Source organism: Proteus sp. G2300 (assembly GCF_009915965.1).
GTDB classification, from domain to species: Bacteria; Pseudomonadota; Gammaproteobacteria; order Enterobacterales; family Enterobacteriaceae; genus Proteus; species Proteus vulgaris.
Map to the genome: position 1 here is coordinate 310,135 of NZ_JAABNK010000023.1, position 19,387 is coordinate 329,521.

Annotated in this window: 15 protein-coding genes; 6 read left to right on the forward strand and 9 right to left on the reverse strand. The window is 39.2% G+C overall.

Annotation, left to right across the window (positions count from 1 at the left end):
• Positions 1–140: 140 nt before the first annotated feature.
• A complete protein-coding gene (locus GWI97_RS12940) occupies positions 141–1,298 on the forward strand; it encodes a pyridoxal phosphate-dependent aminotransferase (RefSeq protein ID WP_036936441.1) in 1,158 nt (385 codons plus the stop codon).
• Positions 1,299–1,586: 288 nt separating this feature from the next.
• Here the strand turns inward: GWI97_RS12940 and oppF are convergent, their stop codons facing one another.
• From oppF to nirB, 9 genes are all read right to left on the reverse strand, one after another.
• The gene (oppF, locus tag GWI97_RS12945; RefSeq protein ID WP_036936438.1) at positions 1,587–2,594 is read right to left on the reverse strand and encodes a murein tripeptide/oligopeptide ABC transporter ATP binding protein OppF; all 1,008 of its coding nucleotides are present in this window, start codon (positions 2,592–2,594) and stop codon (positions 1,587–1,589) included.
• Entirely contained in the window at positions 2,591–3,577 is a 987-nt protein-coding gene (locus GWI97_RS12950) for an ABC transporter ATP-binding protein (protein WP_036936435.1), read from the reverse strand. Before GWI97_RS12950 ends, oppF begins: the two co-directional genes overlap by 4 nt.
• A 10-nt stretch (positions 3,578–3,587) precedes the next feature.
• Positions 3,588–4,496: an oligopeptide ABC transporter permease OppC gene (gene oppC, locus GWI97_RS12955; RefSeq protein WP_036936432.1), complete on the reverse strand. Its 909-nt coding sequence runs from the start codon at positions 4,494–4,496 to the stop codon at positions 3,588–3,590.
• Between the two features lie 18 nt (positions 4,497–4,514).
• Complete coding sequence (oppB, locus tag GWI97_RS12960; RefSeq protein WP_023581988.1) at positions 4,515–5,435, reverse strand: oligopeptide ABC transporter permease OppB; 921 nt, start codon at positions 5,433–5,435, stop codon at positions 4,515–4,517.
• A gap of 78 nt (positions 5,436–5,513) precedes the next feature.
• Positions 5,514–7,151: an oligopeptide ABC transporter substrate-binding protein OppA gene (oppA, locus tag GWI97_RS12965; protein WP_036936428.1), complete on the reverse strand. Its 1,638-nt coding sequence runs from the start codon at positions 7,149–7,151 to the stop codon at positions 5,514–5,516.
• A 270-nt stretch (positions 7,152–7,421) separates the two neighbouring features.
• Positions 7,422–9,059, reverse strand: coding sequence for an ABC transporter substrate-binding protein (locus tag GWI97_RS12970; RefSeq protein ID WP_161752015.1), 1,638 nt, complete (start codon positions 9,057–9,059; stop codon positions 7,422–7,424).
• Between the two features lie 654 nt (positions 9,060–9,713).
• On the reverse strand, positions 9,714–11,096 hold the full coding sequence (gene cysG, locus GWI97_RS12975) for a siroheme synthase CysG (RefSeq protein WP_036936423.1): 1,383 nt from the start codon (positions 11,094–11,096) through the stop codon (positions 9,714–9,716).
• Positions 11,097–11,118: 22 nt separating this feature from the next.
• Positions 11,119–11,451 (reverse strand): nitrite reductase small subunit NirD, encoded by a 333-nt coding sequence (gene nirD, locus GWI97_RS12980; protein WP_036936420.1) that lies wholly within the window; start codon positions 11,449–11,451, stop codon positions 11,119–11,121.
• Positions 11,448–13,994, reverse strand: a complete 2,547-nt coding sequence (gene nirB / locus GWI97_RS12985) for a nitrite reductase large subunit NirB (RefSeq protein WP_036936417.1) — start codon at positions 13,992–13,994, stop codon at positions 11,448–11,450. Before nirB ends, nirD begins: the two co-directional genes overlap by 4 nt.
• Positions 13,995–14,322: 328 nt before the next feature.
• Between nirB and GWI97_RS12990 the strand changes: the two genes are divergently transcribed.
• From GWI97_RS12990 to GWI97_RS13010, 5 genes are all read left to right on the forward strand, one after another.
• The gene (locus GWI97_RS12990; protein ID WP_036936414.1) at positions 14,323–15,888 is read left to right on the forward strand and encodes an ABC transporter substrate-binding protein; all 1,566 of its coding nucleotides are present in this window, start codon (positions 14,323–14,325) and stop codon (positions 15,886–15,888) included.
• Positions 15,889–15,965: 77 nt separating this feature from the next.
• On the forward strand, positions 15,966–17,009 hold the full coding sequence (locus GWI97_RS12995) for an ABC transporter permease (RefSeq protein WP_036936411.1): 1,044 nt from the start codon (positions 15,966–15,968) through the stop codon (positions 17,007–17,009).
• Complete coding sequence (locus GWI97_RS13000; protein ID WP_036936408.1) at positions 17,009–17,839, forward strand: ABC transporter permease; 831 nt, start codon at positions 17,009–17,011, stop codon at positions 17,837–17,839. Before GWI97_RS12995 ends, GWI97_RS13000 begins: the two co-directional genes overlap by 1 nt.
• Complete coding sequence (locus GWI97_RS13005) at positions 17,832–18,668, forward strand: ABC transporter ATP-binding protein (protein ID WP_036936403.1); 837 nt, start codon at positions 17,832–17,834, stop codon at positions 18,666–18,668. Before GWI97_RS13000 ends, GWI97_RS13005 begins: the two co-directional genes overlap by 8 nt.
• Positions 18,658–19,371, forward strand: a complete 714-nt coding sequence (locus GWI97_RS13010) for an ABC transporter ATP-binding protein (RefSeq protein WP_036936400.1) — start codon at positions 18,658–18,660, stop codon at positions 19,369–19,371. The genes GWI97_RS13005 and GWI97_RS13010 overlap by 11 nt, the downstream gene beginning before the upstream one ends.
• Positions 19,372–19,387: the final 16 nt, after the last annotated feature.

Genomic DNA, 19,387 nt, shown 5'->3' on the forward strand with positions numbered 1-19,387 from the left:
GTCATTCAACTATTTGTTTGTTCCCAAAAAATAAGATGAATAAATAATTATAATTTTATCATATTTATTTACTTCTTTCTTTTTTTTAGTAATCTATGTGAACTAATAAAACATAGAATAATTTACTTGGGAAACATAACATGAATCGTCGGTCATTTTTAACATCATCAAGCCTAGTTATTAGCGGATTATCATTAAGTCCTTTTGTGAGTTCAGTTTATGCCAATGAAACACTAAAAAATAAATTGGTTTTTAATGCAGAAAATCCGTTACTGCTTAATTTCAATGAAAACTCATTAGGTATGTCACAAAAAGCTAAACAGGCCATTATTAATGCCTTACCTAATGCATTTAGATATCCAGATGATGCTCGTAGCAAGTTAATTAATAAGTTAGGAAAAGAATTTAAACTTTCAGACAAGCATATTTCTTTAGGAAATGGCTCATCTGAGACAATTCAAGCAGCAGTGCAATATGTTGCGAACAAAGCACAAAAAGAAGGTAAAGCAATTCAACTGATTGTTCCTGATCCCACGTTTAACTATGCAGAGCTTTATGCAGAACCTTTAGGGGTAAAAATCGTTAAAATCCCTGTTGATAAAACATTAGCTTTTGATTTAGAAACCATGCAAAAAAAAGCTCAAGAATTTGATGGCATCAGCATGGTATATCTGTGTAATCCGAATAATCCAACAGCAATGTTGACGCCAACTGCAGCTTTAACCCATTGGATAAAATCAGCAAAAGAGAATGTCTTTTTTATCATTGATGAAGCATACGCTGAGTTTGTTTCAACACCTGAATTTACCAGTGCAATTACGTTAGTTGAAGCAGGATATAAAAATCTGATTGTCGCTCGTACTTTCTCAAAAATTTATGCATTAGCAGGACTTCGTGTGGGTTATGGTGTTGCTGTTCCTGACGTTGTTGCGGATGTTGATGTGTTTGTTTCCATTGATAATACTAATACTGCAGGTGCCGTTGCCGCATTAGCCTCATTAAAAGATAAAGCCTATGTGGAATATAGCCGTAAGTCGATTGATGTTTCACGCCAAATGGTAGTTGATGTCTTAAAAGAGCTGGATATTGAATACGCACCTTCTCATGCCAATTTTATATTCCATAAAGTTAAAGGTGATGTGAAAACCTATCAAAATAGAATGAAAGACGCGAACATAATGGTTGGACGTGAATTTCCACCCGCTTTGGGTTGGAGCCGTTTAACGTTAGGCACACCCGAAGAGATGAGATATTTCGTCACTACATTAAAAGCCTTTAGAACTAAAGGTTGGATTTAGTCTGATTTAATGATTAATTAGCAGTTGATGAAAATAACGCGCTTGAAAATACTATCAAGGGCGTTTTTATGCACTTTTTTCATAATTTTCCTAAAAAAAACAGAATATCAATGAAATAGTCAACAATAAGCTATTACATTGAAAATATGACTCAGTGATATAATTCACATAGTTATTTCGATATACAAAAAATGATCCTAATATTAAATTTTAATTTTTTATTAATAGAAAAATGCCTGATAAATATCAGGCATTGGTAGTGGTAGCCAAATTTAAATAAGTGAAATCTTAAAGCGGATCCACTTTTAAGCAAGAGACGGCATGGCGGAAACTCCCTTCTAATAAAGGGCGTGTTTTGGCACATTCTTCATCAGCCATTGGGCAACGTGTACGAAAGATGCAACCTGATGGCGGATTAATTGGAGAAGGTAACTCCCCTTCTAATAAATCAATATGCTTATTGCGTTCTTTATCAGGATCAGGGATAGGTACTGCTGACATTAATGCTTTGGTATAAGGATGTAATGGATGATGATAAACCTCATCATAGGTGCCTAATTCCACTGCATGCCCTAAATACATCACTAAGACACGATCTGAAATGTGTTTTACTACAGCAAGATCGTGCGCAATAAAAATCAAAGATAATCCCATCTCTTTTTGAATATCTTTAAGTAAGTTAACAACCTGTGCTTGAATTGATACGTCTAATGCAGAAACAGGCTCATCACAAATCACTAATTTAGGCTCTAGAATTAATGCACGCGCAATACCAATACGCTGGCATTGCCCACCTGAGAATTCATGAGGATAACGGTTGATTAAGTTTGGCAATAATCCAACTCGCATCATCATTGCTTTGACTTTTTCAACTACCTGCGCCTGTTTCATTTTAGGGTGATAAGTTTTAAGAGGTTCAGCAATAATATCCCCAATCGTCATTCTTGGATTTAAGGAAGCCAGTGGATCTTGGAAAATCATCTGGATATCTTGGCGAATATCTCGCCATTGCTTATTGCCCATTCCTAGCAAATCATTACCTAGCCAAGAGACCGTCCCACCTGAAGCTTTGACTAAACCAATAATAGCTCGTGCAAAAGTCGATTTACCGCAACCTGATTCACCAACAACACCGAGAGTTTCACCTTCATATAAACGTAGTGTGACACCGTCGACGGCTTTTAAGCTTTTTTTCGCCTTCCAAAACCACTGTTTATTATCTTGAACATCGAAATAGACTTTTAAATCATTCACTTCAAGGATAACTTTTCTATCTTGTAATGTGGCTTGCGTCATACCAATTCCTCCACCGCTTTAAAACAGGCACGTAATCGCCCTTGTGCAAATTGCGCTAATTCAGGCTCATTCGTCAAACATTGCTCTGTTGCATACTGACAGCGTGGTTGGAACGGACAACCTTTTGGCAAGCGTAATAAATTAGGTGGATTACCTGGAATGGTCGCTAGGCGCTCATCTTCGCCATCTAAACGCGGAACAGCTTGTAGCAACCCGATAGAATAAGGATGTGAAGGTTGATAGAAAATATCACGCGCATTTCCATACTCCATGGTGCGTCCTGCATACATCACCAATACTTTATCGCAAATTCCCGCAACAACCCCTAAGTCATGGGTGATCATAATAATTGCAGTGTTTAAATCATTTTTAAGCTCATTTAGTAGTGTCATGATCTGCGCTTGGACTGTCACATCCAGTGCAGTTGTCGGTTCATCAGCAATTAAAAGTTTTGGCTTACACAGTAATGCCATAGCAATCATAACACGTTGGCGCATCCCACCTGAGAATTCATGAGGATACATACTCATTCGTTTATGGGCTTCAGGCATTTTTACTGCATCTAGCATACGCACTGATTCTGCATAAGCATCATTTTTACTCATGCCTTTATGTAACATCAACACTTCAATAAGCTGTGCGCCAACTTTCATATACGGGTTAAGTGATGTCATGGGATCTTGAAATATCATGGATATCTCTTCAGCGCGCATTTTATTTAATTCGCTTTGACGAAGATTTAAGATCTCACGCCCATTAAAGTTAGCACTACCCGCTGTGCGACCATTTTTTGCTAATAATCCCATTAAGGCGAAAGCCGTTTGTGATTTACCTGAACCCGATTCACCAACAATACCTAAGGTTTCACCTGCTGATAATTCAAAATTTAGTTTATTAACTGCGGTGACGTCACCATCTGCGGTACCGAAAGTGACGCTGAGATCTTTAACACTTAATAACGACTTGTTTGTTGTATTTGTCATTTTGTTCTCCTTAACGATCTTTCGGATCTAATGCGTCACGTAAGCCATCACCGATAAAGTTAAAGCAAAACAGGGTGACAACTAAGAACGAAGCTGGGAAAAGTAACAGCCAAGGAGAAACTTCCATTGAGTTTGCACCATCACTTAATAGTGCCCCCCAACTACTTAACGGCTCTTGTGTACCTAATCCTAAGAAGCTTAAGAAGGATTCAAATAAAATCATGCTAGGCACTAATAACGAGGCATAAACCACAACCACGCCCAACACGTTAGGTACAATATGTTTTAACACGATATTACGTGATGACACACCACAAACTAATGCCGCTTCAATAAACTCTTTACGTTTTAGACTTAAAGTTTGTCCCCTTACAATACGTGCCATGTCTAGCCAAGAGACCATACCAATCGCAACAAAAATCAGTAAGATATTTTGACCAAAAAATGTCACCAATAAGATAACAAAGAACATAAATGGGAATGAGTTTAAGATTTCGAGTAAACGCATCATGATTGAATCAACACGCCCACCAATATAACCTGCCATTGCGCCATAAAGTGTGCCGACAATAACCGCAACAAAAGCAGCCGCAATACCAACCATTAATGAGATACGACCACCAATCGCAACACGTACTAATAAATCACGCCCAGATGAGTCAGTACCAAAATAGTGAGAAGAAGCAAAGTCAGGTGCCATTGACATCATTTCCCAATCAGTATCGTCATAAACAAAGGGCGATAGCATCGGGGCAAAAATAACAAATAATAAAATAAAGAAAAGTAACACAAGGCTCGTGATCGCGGCTTTATTGTGCATAAAACGACGGCGAGCATCTTGCCATAAACTACGACCTTCAATATCTAGCTGCTCCGAGAAATTCCCCAGAGCTTCGCTGTTTTCCTTCAGTGATAACATAACGCGCTCCAGTGTCTATTAATAACGAATTTTCGGATCAATAACGGCATATAAAATATCGACAATCGCATTAAAGAAAATCGTTAATGCCCCTACGATAATTGTTAGACTTAATACCAATGAATAATCACGGTTTAAAGCACCATTAACGAAAAGTTGTCCAATACCCGGTAATCCAAAGATAGTTTCAATCACCATAGAGCCCGTAATAATCCCGACGAATGCCGGCCCCATATAAGAGATAACAGGTAGCAATGCAGGTTTTAAAGCATGACGCAGTACAATTCTTTTCATCGGCAAGCCTTTCGCTTTTGCCGTTCTGATAAAGTTTGAGTGTAACACTTCAATCATTGAACTACGGGTAATACGCGAGATACTGGCAATGTAAGAGAGTGATAATGCAATCATTGGTAACAACATGTATTGCACCGCACCACCATTCCAGCCCCCTGCAGGCAACCACCTTAAGGTAATGGCAAAAATAAGCACAAGCAGTGGCGCAACAACAAAACTCGGTATGACAACCCCCGTCATGGCAAAAGTCATGACGGTATAATCCCATTTGGTGTTTTGATTCAGTGCGGCTATCACGCCTGCCCCCACGCCTAAAATCACGGCAAAAATAAATGCCGACAACCCTAATTTAGCTGATACAGGGAATGCTTTACCGACTAAGGTGTTTACACTGTAGTCTTTATATTTAAAAGAAGGCCCTAAATCCCCTTTCGATAACTGAATTAAATAATCGAAATATTGCTTATAAATGGGATCGTTTAAATGGTATTTCGCTTCAATATTTGCCATTACCTCAGGCGGGAGTTTTCTTTCACCCGTAAACGGGCTACCCGGCGCTAAGCGCATCATAAAAAACGAAATCGTTATTAGAATAAATAGAGTCGGTATCGCTTCTAAAAAGCGACGAAAAATAAATTTGAGCATTGCCCGTTCCTATAACACAAACCTATTCAGGCGTGACGATAAAAAGACCTTGCCTTAAAAAGACAAGGCCTCGCCCGATTACTTAGCAATAATGTACAAGTCTTTAGTATGTAAATTATCTAATGGATCTTTACCTGAATATCCCCCCACATAAGGTTTCACTAAGCGGGTGTTTACATAGTAGTAAAGTGGAACGATAGCGGAATCTTTATCTAATACGCCTTCTGCTTTTTGATAAATAGCAGCACGTTCATCATCAGATTTCACACGTAAAGACTCTTTGATCAATGCGTCAAATTCTGTGTTTTTATAGTGAACAGTATTGTTACTGCTGTAAGACAGCATCATGTTCAGGAATGAAGAAGGTTCGTTATAATCTGCGCACCAACCGGCACGAGCAACATCATAAGTGCCTTGGTGACGCGTATCTAAGAAAGTTTTCCACTCTTGGTTTTCAAGAGACACTTCTGCACCTAAGTTTTTCTTCCAAATTGAAGATGCGGCAATCGCCACTTTTTTGTGAAGATCAGACGTGTTATACAAAAGCTTAAATTTCAGCGGATTGGCTTTGTTATAGCCCGCCTCTTCTAACAATTGACGAGCTTTCTCATTGCGTTGCTCTTGGGTCCAAGTAGCAAACCACTCAGGTTTATTCTCTTTTATGCCATCAGTAAATGGTGGGGTAAAACCGTAAGCAGGGATATCACCTTGGTTTTTCACTTTATAAGTGATGATATCTCTGTCCATTGAGAGCTTAAGTGCTTCTCGAACACGCGGATCGTCAAACGGTGCTTTCTCATTATTAATTTCATAATAATACGTGCATAAATACGGACTTATACGCAATTCATCGGGGATCTCTTTTTTCAGTTTTTGGAAAAATTCAATCGGCAAATTGCTATATGTCATATCGATTTCGCCCGCACGGTAGCGGTTTACATCAGTCACTTCTGATGAGATAGGTAAGAACGTAACTTTATCAATAACGGTATTTTTGTTATCCCAGTATGTTGGGCTACGTTCTAAAACAATACGTTCGTTGACTGTCCAGTCTTTTAAATTATAAGCGCCGTTGCCGACGAAATTAGCAGGTTGTGTCCATTTTTCACCAAATTTTTCAATCACTCTTTGGTTAACGGGTGACATGGAGGAGTGAGCTAATAATTTTGGTAAATAAGGCACCGCTTCTGATAATGTCACTTCTAATGTATTGTTATCTAATGCCTTAACACCTAATTCTGTGGCCTTTTTCTTACCTGCAATAATATCGTCAATATTGACAATATGCGCATATTGCAGATAACTTTCATAAGGAGAAGCTGTATTAGGATCCGCTAAACGTTGCCAACTATACACAAAGTCTTGTGCTGTAACGGGCTCACCATTTGACCATTTAGCGCCTTCACGAATTTTAAATGTCCAAACAGTAAAATCTTTATTTTCCCAGCTAGTCGCAGAGCCTGGTAAAATTTCGCCATCAGGGCCAACAATAGTTACCCCTTCGAAAAGATCACGCGCTAATGCAGATTCTGGTACACCTTCAATTTTATGTGGATCAAGTGACTGTGGTTCAGAGCCGTTATTACGTACCAGCACTTGTTTTTCAGCTAATTTCACCCCATCAGGCACAACAGCAGCTTGTGCTGCTAGCGTTGATAATCCAAAAATTGCACCAATTGCAATCGCCAACGCACTCTTTTTAGTTAAACTTCTCATCTTATAAATTACTCCCAGTTAGTGAGCGGGTTGTATAACAACCGTTCTGTGATGCTACATTGTGCTTTTGGAACGTTTCGCACAATTTATTGTTTTTACAAAAAATAAATCAATATTGCTTATTTGCTATCAATACATATTTGTTTGATAACATTATAATTTTTTATGCCGTAATATTTTTGTGTAGTACTTTTGGGTCGTACTTTATTAAAATTGCTTTTCGATAATTAAAATCAGATATTGCTATAGAATACCCATAACTTACCAGTTTTAGTTATCTGCCTTTATAAAATAGCGCTTTAAGTCCGTATAATCAAAGGGGTCTTTACCTGTAAAACCACCTACTTTTGGACTAACTAACCTAACACTGACCCGATAATAAACAGGCACTATCGCAGAATCCTTATCTAGCAAGGCTTCAGCGTGTTGATAGAGTTGATGGCGAGCACTTTTATCAACAGCATTCAACGCATTATTTAATGTGTCGTCATACGCTTTGTTTTCATAAAAAACAGTATTTAGGCTACTTTTTGAAAGAAATGAGTTTAAAAATGAGGTTGGTTCATTATAATCCGCACACCATGTCGCTCTCGCGACCTGGTAATTACCCTGATTACGATTTTCAAGCGCTGTTTTCCATTCTTGATTTTGTAACGTAACATTGGCGCCAATACTTTTCTTCCACATGGATGCAGCTGCAATCGCTTGTTGTTTATTTTGATCAGATGTGTTGTAAAGCAGTGTGAAAGTCAGCGGATTTTTGCTGTCAAACCCAGCCTCTTTTAATAACTCGCGCGCCCTTTCATTACGTTGTTGTTGTGTCCAATATGCCCATTTAGGTGGCTTAAAATTGCCATTCCCGATAAACGATGGTGTAAAAGAGTAAGCAGGTATTTGCCCTTGTCCCATTATTTTCTCGGCAATCACTTGTCTATCAAGCGTTAATTTCACGGCTTCCCTAACTCGTGCATCATCAAAAGGGGCTTTTTTATTATTGAGTTCATAATAGAAAGTACAGAGATAAGGTGTAACGTGTAAATTCTCAGGCTGTTCTTGTTTCATTTTTTTATAAAGAACAGGCGGGATCGCGCTGTTGGTAATATCAATTTCACCACTACGATAACGATTAATATCACTAGTTTCTGAATTTATTGGTAAAAAGATCGCTTGGTCAATAATGGTATTTTTATTATCCCAATAAAGCGGATTTCGTTTTAAAGTGACCTTTTCATTCACAACCCAATTATCAATGACATAAGCACCATTACCGACAAAGTTCTCTGGTCGAGTCCAATTCACACCATATTTTTCAACAATTTCTTTTTTAACAGGTTTTAATGACGTGTGACTCAACATATCAATCAAATAAGGGATTGGCTGTGTTAAATTCACTTGTAAGGTATGAGGATTTATTGCTTTCACACCTAATGTATCAGGGGATTTTTTACCACTAAGAATATCTGCAACATTTTCAACATAAGCATATTCAAGGTAACTGGCATAAGGTGACCCCGTGTTAGGATCAACCAAGCGACGCCAACTGTAAACAAAGTCCTCGGCTGTCACTGGTGTGCCATCACTCCACTTGGCATCTTCTCGCAAATAAAATTTCCACGCCTTGTTGTCATTCGTTTCCCAACGCTGTGCAACACCAGGTATGCTCTCACCATTAGGCCCAACATAAGTCAGCCCTTCTAATAAATTTAAAATAATATTACCTTCAGGTGCGCCTTCTACTTTGTGCGGATCAAGCGACGAAACCTCTGTACCATTATTAATAACAATATGTTGTTGTTTTGCCAGAATAGTGCCTTCAGGAAGAGTCACTGCATGAGAAAAAAAAGAGGTTAAGGCAAGTGATATAATACTAATCGGAAACATCGTCGCTAACACAGCTTTATTTTTCATGGATACCTCTCCTAATAAACAGTAATTTATAGCGGGGCCGCTCAATTAACGATTTGCGTCGTTGTTAAATTTTGATTGTAATAATGACTACCCTTATGTGTTTTAAGATATAGACAAGATAAAAAGTGATAACAACACGCTTCTTTTTTACACTTATCGTAAATTTTGTCAATTAATGCGGTATTCTTATCACTTAACTTTATTTAGCCCTCAAAGGTTCTATCTTAGAAAAATAAAAAATAAATATCACAAGAGGTAAAACAACAAATAAACATTTAATTAACATCACGCAAGTTTTATAGATAGAAAACCTACGTAGCTCACAGAATTAATATAATCAGGAAGGATTTTATCCAACTCGCAGAACTTTATGATGCTTTATAAGTAAAGAGTTTCAGTTCGAAATTAATTAAAAATAGCGGTAAATTGAGCTTTAAATTGAATAATAATTCCAACCTAAAAATTACCATAGATTATTAAATATTCACTTTTATTATTTATTTTTAAATTTTAATCTAATTGTTTAATTGAAATGAAATTAAAAAATATTTTCATTTATATTTCTATGCATTAGATAAAAAAAACCTCTTTAATATACATATCAAATATTAAAGAGGTTTTTAATTTTTAAATGATAACTTCAATTTTTTTCAGCTATTTAGCCAATTTCGATTGAAACCATTGTAGCTTCTCATGCAATTTAACAACTTCCCCCACGATAATGAGTGCCGGGCTTTCCATTGTTTCCGCCATCTCTGCCAATTGACATAATTGACCAATTATCACTTTTTGTGTTGTCAATGTCCCTTTTTCAATAATAGCGACAGGCATCGTCGTGCACACGTTTTGGCTAAGTAACATTTGCTGAATATAATAGGCTTTGCTTAATCCCATATAAAACACCAATGTCTGATTCTCTTGCGCAATACATTGCCACTCTGCTTCATTTAAGCCTTTTCCATGCCCCGTAATAAAGCGAACACTTTGAGCATAATCTCGATGGGTTAGAGGAATACCTGCATAAGTCGTACAACCTGATGCTGCCGTAATACCTGGGATCACTGAAAATGGGATATGATGTTCAATCAAGGCTTCTAATTCTTCACTCCCTCGACCAAAAATAAAAGGATCTCCGCCTTTTAATCTCACAACTCGTTTGCCCGCCGTCGCTTCTTTTATCAAAGTTTGATTTATTTCATCTTGAGGAACACAATGGAAACCGGCTTGCTTACCCACATAAATACGTTGTGCATCTCGACGAACTAATGCCATTACTTCATCAGACACTAATCTATCGTAAACCACCACATCAGCTTGTTGACACTGCTGTAATCCTTTAATGGTCATTAAGCCTGCATCACCTGGTCCAGCGCCGACTAAAACAACACTGCCTTGAGGTTGCTGATTTTCAGATAATAGTGCGCTAATACGTTGCTGGATACCGTCGTTTCTTTGTGCTTCTATTTCAGCTTGTAATGATTTATCCGCAAAAAACTGCTCCCAAAAATAACGTCTTGCACTCATCGATGAAAAACGCTGTTTTATTTGATTGCGTAATTTTCCGGCAAGTTGTGCTAGCGCGCCAAGATAATGTGGGAGGAGTTGCTCAATTTTTTCTCGCAAAATGCGGGCTAATACAGGTGCTTTTCCGCCCGATGAAATTGCCACCACAATAGGGGAACGATCTATGACAGACGGCATAATAAAGCTGGCTTGCTCTGGTGAATCAACCACATTACAAAATATCTGTTTTTCTGTCGCCGTTTGAAAAACCTGTTGATTCACTTTCTCGCTATCTGTTGCGGCAATAACAAGCCATTTATCCAACAAATAATCAGCAACAAATCCCCCTGTGATACAGTTTAGTTTTTGCTCCGCGTGCCATTGCATAAACTGCTCAGTAAACGAAGGCGCGACAACAGAAATAATCGCCCCCGCTGCCATAAGCAACCTGGCTTTACGCTCAGCAATCTCACCGCCACCCACTAATAAACACGGTTTATCTTTGAGCTGACAGAATATTGGAAAATAATCCATATTCACTCCCCTATTTATTAAATTACTGGCGAGTACGAACGCTTACTGTATTGTCTTCAACCTTGACTTCGAAATGCGCAATTGAAAACGACGCATCTTCAAGACAAAAACCATCAACTAAACGAAAATGCTGTTTTTTTAGCGGACTAACGATATACAACTCGTTTTCATGTTCAGCAATTAATCCTCGAGATAAAACACTGGAATGTGCAAAGGGATCAATATTGCTTAATGCATATAAACGCGCATCAGAATAAGGGCGAAAGATAGCAACGTGATCTTGTTCCACCAGCGCACAAACACCCGTTCCCGGAGTAATATCATCTAATTGGCAAACAGCTATCCATTGGCTCATGATTGCGCCTCCTCAGTTATCAGTTTGATATCAATACGTTCATGTAAACGTGCGGGACGATGCTGAAATCGTTCTTTTACTGTTTGCACTGTTGGATCAGGCATTGGGTTATTAATAAAGTGGGCAAAACGTTTTAATGCTTTTGGGGAATCAACGGTTTCTTTCCATTCACAAGCAACACGTTCTTGTAAAGCGTTAAGTTCTTTTTCTAACTGCGCATTTAAGCCTAATTTATCGTTAATAATGACATCACGTAAATATTCAATACCGCCCTCTAAATTATCTAACCACACAGAGGTACGTTGCAGCTTATCGGCAGTGCGAATATAAAACATCATAAAACGGTCGATATAATGCACTAAGGTTTCTTCATCGAGATCAGAAGCAAAAAGATCTCCATGACGAGGTTTCATACCACCATTTCCACCAAAATAGAGGTTCCAGCCTTTATCTGTGGCGATAATACCGACATCTTTTCCTTGTGCTTCAGAACATTCACGAGTACAACCTGACACACCAAATTTCATCTTATGAGGTGTTCTAATGCCTTTATAACGATGCTCTAGTGCAACGCCCAAACCGACACTGTCACCAACACCGAAACGACACCAACTACTGCCTACACATGTTTTTACCATTCGCAGTGCTTTCGCATACGCGTGGCCGGTTTCAAAACCCGCCGCTATCAGTTTTTCCCAAATAGCGGGTAAATCCTGTTTGTGCGCACCAAACATCGCCATTCGTTGCGATCCAGTAATTTTGGTATACAAATTGTATTCTTGAGCGATTTGCCCAATAGCAATAATGCCGGCGGGGGTAATTTCCCCCCCAGGGGAGCGTGGAATAATGGAATAAGTCCCATCTTTTTGCATATTGGCGAGAAAGTTATCATTAGTATCTTGCAGAGAGACTAAATCGTCACGCAAGATATAATCATTCCAACATGAAGCAAGCAATGAACCGACGGTTGGTTTACACACTTCACAACCATAGCCTTGACCGTGTTTTTTCAATAACTCATCAAAGCTTTTCAGTCCTTCAACACGAATTAGGTGATAAAGCTCTTGGCGTGAATAGTGAAAATGTTCACAAAGATGATGATTAACTTCGATACCTTGTTTGGCTAATTCTGCATTTAAGACTTGAGTCACAAGAGGAATACAGCCACCACATCCTGTACCCGCTTTGGTTTCCGCTTTAATGGCAGCGACTGTATGACAACCTTGTTCAATTGCTTGAATAATGTCGCCTTTTGTTACATCAAAACAAGAGCAGATTTGCGCTGTTTCAGGTAATGAATCAACACCTATTGCCGGCTTACTTCCAGCATGTGCAGGTAAAATCAAAGAGTCTGGATGCTCTGGCAATTCAATGGTATTGAGTGATAGTTGTAAAAGATTGCCATAATCTTCGGTATCACCCACTAATACAGCACCTAATAGATATTTATTATCTTCACTAACAATCAGGCGTTTATAAATTTCTTTACCTTCGTCCAGATAAATATAGCTACGACACCCTGCTTGTTGCCCATGAGCATCACCAATACCGCCGACATCGACACCGAGAAGTTTTAATTTTGCACTTAAATCAGCACCCTGAAAAACAGAGTGATGGCCTAATAAATTATCGACCGCAACTTGCGCCATTTTGTAGCCAGGCGCCACTAAACCGAAGGTTTTATTTTGCCAAGATGCACATTCACCAATAGCATAAATATCAGGATCTGTTGTTTGGCAATAATCATTAATAACTATGCCACCTCGTGGTGCAATATCTAAATCACACTGACGAGCTAATTTATCTTTCGGGCGAATACCTGTGGAAAACACAATAAAATCAACTTCAAGAGAAGTACCATCTGCAAATTGCAGTGTTTTACGCGCGCTTTCCCCAGTTGATAATATTTCTTGGGTGTTTTTAGAGGTATGCACTTTTACCCCCATACGCTCTATTTTTCGCTTAAGTTGCTCACCACCTAATGTATCCAGCTGCTCTGCCATTAAGGTTGGAGCAAACTCGATAACGTGAGTTTCAATACCTAAGCTTTTTAACGCACCGGCTGCTTCTAAACCTAACAACCCACCACCAATCACCGCCCCTTTACGACTAATACGTGCGCAAGATTCAATAGCGTTTAAATCTTCAATAGTTCGATAGACAAAACAGTCCGGCGAGTTATTTCCCTTAATTGGAGGAACCCACGGATAAGAGCCTGTTGCCATCACTAATTTATCGTAACTGACACAACGTCCGGTATTAGTGTGTACCACTTTTTCGTCACGATTAATGGTTATCACGCGCTCACCAATTAATACTTCTATTTGGTGTTTTTCATAATAACCTTGTTTAACTAAGGAGAGCTCTTCAGCGGTGTGATGTGAAAAATAAGAGGAGAGATGGACTCTATCATATGCAACGCGAGGTTCTTCACAAAAGACAACAATATTAAATTCTTCATTGCCACCTTTATCAATCAACTCTTCGATATAACGGTGCCCCACCATACCGTTACCGATGATTGCGAGTGTTTTCTTGCTCATTTTTGCCTCAGATTTAAAGATTTCTAAAGCTAAAATACGAAACTACTCATAAGGGATATTGATGAATATCAAATACAGCTTAATCAATTCAGCTACTACAACTTAATAGTCAATCAGTTACTACTAAAGGAGTATTCCGCTCTCATATTCTTGCGGTTAATTATTCTTCCACCATAATTAATCTTGATTGCTTATAACGAAGCGTTATATGTAAGCGTAATTAAAACTTTGCGCATCGGTCACGTTTTGCCTAAGTTAATTTCACAAAGTAATAACTAATAAGTTATTGACATAACGATTTTAGCGACACCGTTTCAGGGAGCGTCTTATGAAAGCAAAATTATTATCATTATTCGTTGTGGGTGCCCTTTCCATACCAGCATTTGCAGCCACACCAGCCAATACATTAATTGTGGTACAAGGACTTGATGATATTGTCAGCCTAGACCCCGCTGAAAGTAATGAACTCTCTAGCATTCAGACTGTACCAAGTTTATATCAGCGTATTGTTCAGCCTAATCGTGATAACCCCGAAATTAATGAGCCGATTTTAGTTGAAAGTTGGCAAGCGACCCCTGAACAAAAAACGATCATATTTAAAATTAAACCCGATGCAAAATTCGCGTCTGGTAATCCGGTGCGCCCTGAAGATATTATCTTCTCTTATCAGCGTGCAATCACAATGAATAAATCACCTGCCTTTATTCTAAATGTCTTAGGTTGGAAAGCAGATAACATTAATTCATTACTGAAAAAAGTCAGTGATAATGAATTAGAAGTGCGTTGGACCGCCGATGTCAGCCCTGATGTTGTGCTCAATATCCTCTCAACCCCAATTGCTTCTATTGTTGATGAAAAGCTGGTTTCTGCTCATGTTAAAAATAATGACTTTGGTAATAGCTGGCTGAAAATGAACTCAGCAGGAAGTGGCGCATATAAGATGCGAGCTTACCAACCACGTCAAGCCATTGTATTAGAAGCTAATCCCCTTTCTCCAACGGGCGCGCCTAAAATGGCAAATATCATTATTAAAAATGTCCCTGACCCAGCATCCCGCCGTTTACTGATTGAAAAAGGCGATGCAGATATTGCTCGAGGACTGGGAACAGACCAAACCGCCGCACTAGCAGGAAAATCGGGTATCAAAATCTTAGATATCCCTTCTGCTGAACAAGTCTATATGGCTTTTAATACCGCCAGTGGCAATCCAGCTCTCAGTAACCCAGCATTTTGGGAAGCCTCCCGCTACTTAATTGACTACAAAGGCATTACTGAAGATTTAATGCGTGGTCAGTATTTTATTCACCAAAGCTTCTTGCCTGTAGGTTTGCCTGGTGCATTAAAAGATAATCCTTTTACTTTTGATCCCGAAAAAGCCAAAGCAATTTTAGCCAAAGCTGGCATTACTAATGCACGTTTTACGTTAGATGTTGAGAACAAAGTTCCTTACATTACTGTGGCGCAATCCATTCAAGCAAGCTTTGCTCAAGCGGGTGTACAAGTTGATTTATTACCTGCAGCAGGCAGCCAAGTGTATAGCCGTGTACGCGCTAAACAGCACCAAGCGGCCATTCGTTTTTGGATCCCTGATTATTTTGATGCGCACTCTAATGCGAGCGCCTTTGCTTATAACGATGGACAATCCAATACCGTTGCTTGGCTAAATGGCTGGAAAATTCCTGAATTAAGCCAACAAACGTTGGTGGCACTTAATGAAGCTGATAAGACAAAACGTCAATCACTCTATACTGAAATGCAAAAAGAGTTACAACGTAGCTCACCTTATGTTTTTATCGATCAAGGTAAAAACCAAATTGTGATGCGCGATAATGTTAAAGGTTATGCTCAAGGTCTAAATGCAGATATGGTCTATTACGATAAAGTGACCAAATAATATTTCTTCCTGAAACCATCCACAGTCATGTTACTGTGGATGGTCTATTTTTTGCCATTTCACTAGGCTATTGTTGTATGAATACTGCTATGACGTTACCTATTCGTCTAAAAGGTCAGTTAATGACTTTTGCTCAAGGAATATTGACATTAGTACTCACGCTTCTTGGGCTTCTTGTGATTACTTTCACGCTTTCTGCACTTTCTCCGGTTGATCCTGTTCTGCAAATTGTTGGTGATCATGCAAGCCTTGAAACCTATAACCAAGTCAAACATGAGTTAGGGTTAGATTTACCGCTCTACATGCAGTTTTTTCATTATGTTGAAGCACTATTGCAAGGGGATTTAGGAACTGCAACCTCGACAGGACAACCTGTGTTTGATGACTTATTAGCGACTTTCCCCGCCACACTGGAATTAGCAACCGTTGCATTGATCATTGGTGCCAGTTTGGGCATTTTATTTGGCGTATTATGTGCTCGTTTTGTCGGTACACCTCTCGATTTTGTTTTACGCATTTTGACGCTATTAGGTAGCTCAGTTCCTATTTTCTGGCTAGGTTTGATTTTGCTACTTATTTTCTATGCCACATTACAATGGACTGCAGGTCCTGGGCGCTTAGACGATATCTATCAATTTACGATTGAGCCTGTAACGGGCTTTGCATTAATCGACACTTTATTAGCAGGTGATAAAGACGCCTTTTTAAATGCATTGTCGCATCTTATTTTGCCCGTCTCTTTATTAGCCTATTTTGCTTTAGCCTCGATTACTCGATTAACACGCTCGGCCTGTTTAAACGAAATGAATAAAGAGTATGTCACCTTAGCGAGAGCAAAAGGTATTGGTGAGTTACGTATTCTTTTTTATCACGTACTGCCTAATATTCGCGGTGTGTTAATGACGATTATCGCCCTGTCTTACACTGGCATGTTAGAAGGTGCGGTACTAACAGAAACCGTATTCTCTTGGCCGGGTATTGGTCGATATCTTACCACTGCACTTTTTGCTGGCGATACTACTGCCATTATGGGTGGAACGTTAGTTATAGGTTTATGTTTTGTCTTTATTAATAATATGACAGATATTGTTATTCGTTTGACTGATCCGAGGCTTCGCTAATGTCTTCCCCATTTTTAAGAAAAATAGTGCGATCGCCTTCAGCTTTTATAGGTTTATCGTTACTCATATTATTGTTAATTATCGCCCTGTTTGCCCCTTGGTTAGCCCCTTATGATCCAAATTGGCAACATGCAGCTCAACGCTTATTAGCACCTAATGCTGAACACTGGTTAGGTACAGATAATTATGGGCGAGATATTCTTTCTCGTATTATTTATGGCACGCGCCCGATGCTAGGTTTAGTGGGTCTTGTAGCACTTATCACCTTACCATTAGGATTATTGGTCGGAATTTTATCGGGGTATTACGGTGGATGGACTGAACGTATTTTAATGCGATTCACTGACGTTGTGATGTCTATGCCCTCATTGATCTTAGCTTTTGCGTTTGTGGCAATGTTAGGCCCAGGCTTATTAAATGGTGCTTTAGCGCTGGCTTTAACTGCATGGCCTGCTTATGCGCGACAATCTCGTAGTGAAATTCAACACTTGCGCAATAGCGATTACCTGGCTGCAGCTGAAATGATGGGTATTAAAGGTGTTCGGCTTTTATGGGGACATATTTTACCCCTGTGCTTACCGTCTGCCATTGTACGTTTAGCACTTAATTTGGCCGTCATTATTCTTGCCGCTGCAGGTTTGGGTTTTCTTGGATTAGGCGCTCGACCACCTATGGCTGAATGGGGGGCGATGATTGCGGAAGGTATGCCTGTTATTTTTGACCAATGGTGGGTAGCCGCTATTCCAGGTACTGCAATTTTAATTAGTAGTCTCACCTTTAATTTATTAGGTGATGGGCTTCGGGATGTATTAGGAGATACCCATGAATAAGACGCCTTTAATCGAAGTGAAAAAACTCTGTATTGATTATCCGACTGCGAGAGTTGTTAATCATGTCTCTTTCACTTTAGGTCAAGAACGTTTAGCTTTGGTGGGTGAATCCGGTTCAGGAAAATCAATGACCGCACGCGCATTAATGGGACTTGTTCGTCAGCCAGGAAAAGTCAGTGCCGAAAAGCTCAACTTGCAGGGAAATAATTTATTGAATTTTTCATCTCGCCAATGGAATAACATTCGAGGTAATACCCTATCAATGGTATTGCAAGATCCCCGTTACGCATTAAATCCTGTAAAAACGATTTATCAGCAAGTAGAAGAAACGGTAAAACGCCATCAAGCGCTTTCACGTCAAGATAGACGTCAATTGATTATCGAAACACTATTATCTGTTGGCTTACCGGAACAAAGTATTTACCGCTATCCAGGTGAATTATCAGGAGGAATGGGGCAACGGGCTATGATTGCTATTGCACTAATTAATAATCCAACGATTTTAATCGCCGATGAACCGACATCTGCACTTGATGCTCAATTACGTCATCAAATTCTTGAACTCATTACCACTCAATGTGAACAACGTAAGATGGGCTTACTGCTCATTAGTCATGATTTGCCTCTTGTTGCGGAATACTGCGAACGCGTTATGGTGATGTACCAAGGAGAACAAGTGGATGAGCTCAGTGCAAAAGCCTTGCCTACAGCTACGCACCCTTATACACGCACACTTTGGACATGTAGACCCAATGCGAGCACTTATGGCTCGCAATTGCCAGTATTAGATAGAACGCTTAGTTTCAAGGGGCTACATCATGCTAATTGATATCCATGATTTACACGTTCAGTTTGAGCAAGGCAAACGAGCAAAACAGGTGGTGAAAGGGATCAACTTACATGTCCAACAAGGTGAAACCTTTAGCTTAATAGGTCGTTCTGGCTGTGGAAAATCGACCGTTTTACGTGTGATTGCCGGATTATTAACTCATTGGCAAGGTAACATGTCACTTTTAGGGCAAATAATTAAACCACAACAGCATTTTCAAGGTGCTTTGCGCCGTAATGTACAGATGGTATTTCAAGATCCCTACGCATCCTTACACCCTCAACACCGTATTAAGCGCGCTTTTTCTGAGCCATTGAAAATTCATCACATTCCTTTTGATAACAGTACAATTGAACAAGCATTAGCCCAAGTCGGTTTATCTGCTGATGTGATAAATCGCTATCCTCATCAACTTTCTGGCGGACAGCGTCAGCGAGTCGCTATTGCGAGAGCCCTTTTACTCCAACCTCAGTTATTGCTTTTAGATGAGCCGACTTCAGCACTAGATATGTCAGTACAAGCCGAGATCTTAAATCTTCTTAATACACTAAAAAAACAACATAATATGACTTATTTATTAGTAAGTCATGATGCGGATGTTATCGCTCATATGTCTGATAGAGCCGCATTAATGGAAAATGGCGAATTAACGCAACACTATGATAGAGAAGCGTTATCAAAAGGCATTCATCGTCTTGATTAACATGAAAAAAGTGATT